This is a genomic window from Microcystis sp. LE18-22.4A, assembly GCF_027531105.1.
Lineage (GTDB): Bacteria > Cyanobacteriota > Cyanobacteriia > Cyanobacteriales > Microcystaceae > Microcystis > Microcystis aeruginosa.
Genome location: NZ_JAPZRB010000066.1, coordinates 1 through 1,293, shown reverse-complemented (window position 1 = coordinate 1,293; position 1,293 = coordinate 1). Strand labels below are relative to the sequence as shown.

The following is a 1,293-nucleotide window of genomic DNA, read 5'->3' as shown; positions in this document are numbered from 1 at the left end:
TGCAGTTAAATCGATTAAATTGGCGAGATTTTCTTAATCAACCGAATCCGGTTGCTTCAGCTTTGATGGCGAAGATGAACATTGCCGAGAAAGAGCGAGCCAAGGTAAAAGCGGAATGTCTGCGCTTGTTAATTACTTTAAGGTTAGATGCGGCGAGAATGCAATTAATTTCCGGATTTATTGATACATATCTCAATCTAAATCCAGTGGAAGAGATACAATTTCAAGAAGAGATTAGCACATTTAGTCAACCCGTACAGGAGGGAGTTATGCAAATTACCACCAGTTGGATGCGTCAAGGTATTGAACAAGGTATTGAACAAGGTATCGAACGCGAAAAGACGTTTATTATTCGCCAACTTAAACGCAAGTTAGGGGAAATTAATCCTGCATTAGAAACTAAAATCATGCAGTTAAGTATTGATGATGTCGAAGCATTAGGAGAAGCTTTATTCGACTTCTCTACGGTTGAAGATTTAATCAATTGGTTAAATACTTTAACTGCCTAGCTTTGACGTTAGCGATCGCCTTTTGTCCATCACCCGCTAAAATTTTCATGGCGAGGGGGGAATTGAGAGATAACCTTCATCTCAACACCATAATCCCCCCCCCAATCTCACGGTATTATCGAGAAAACTGGTTTCTTGAAGAAACTCGTTTTCTGGATTTCTGACAGTCGCCAGTTAGAGAGAATTTGTGCCGTGTCGAGACAGGAGACTCCGAGACAGCTATCAGGGATCAGATTTGAGTTTTCAGTTCACTGTTTACTGGTCACTGAAAAAGCTGACGGAGTAGCGGCTTAAATGTGTAATTAGTTTTGCTTAGGCACTTATTAATCGCTACAGTTTCTCTTATCTAGTTAAGTAGGGAGGCACAATTATTTGTAGGATGGGTTAGCGGTAGCGTAACCCATGCGGGCGTTGGGTTTCATGCTTCAACCCAACCTACGTTCATTTTATATTTAATTCCACCCACCCACTTATGAGCGACTTATTAATCGCTACAGTTTCTCTTATCTAGTTACGAGCGGCTGAATTGGAGATACCAGCTTAGATTTTCCTCCTATTCACACAAGAGGATAACTATTGTTTTTAGACTATGAAAACCATAGAAATTAAGCTATTAACATAACTTAAGAATATAAACATCGCCTTACCGAAATTTTGGGTTAAAGCCCCGTCCTTTTAGGACGGCTTTTTAAACTATATCTTGTTAACTTAACTTTTATTGTGCTATACTGATTTTGTCTAAGTCCCCCCTGCGTAAAATGTTTGTCTTAGAGTTTAAAGTTAA

1 protein-coding gene is annotated in these 1,293 nt (G+C 39.3%); it reads left to right on the top strand.

Translation table 11 applies throughout. The annotated features are described in order from the left end of the window. The coding region (locus tag O9295_RS02955; protein WP_288031575.1) for a DUF4351 domain-containing protein at window positions 1–509 on the top strand (509 nt) is incomplete at its 5' end. Between the last annotated feature and the right edge of the window lie 784 nt (window positions 510–1,293).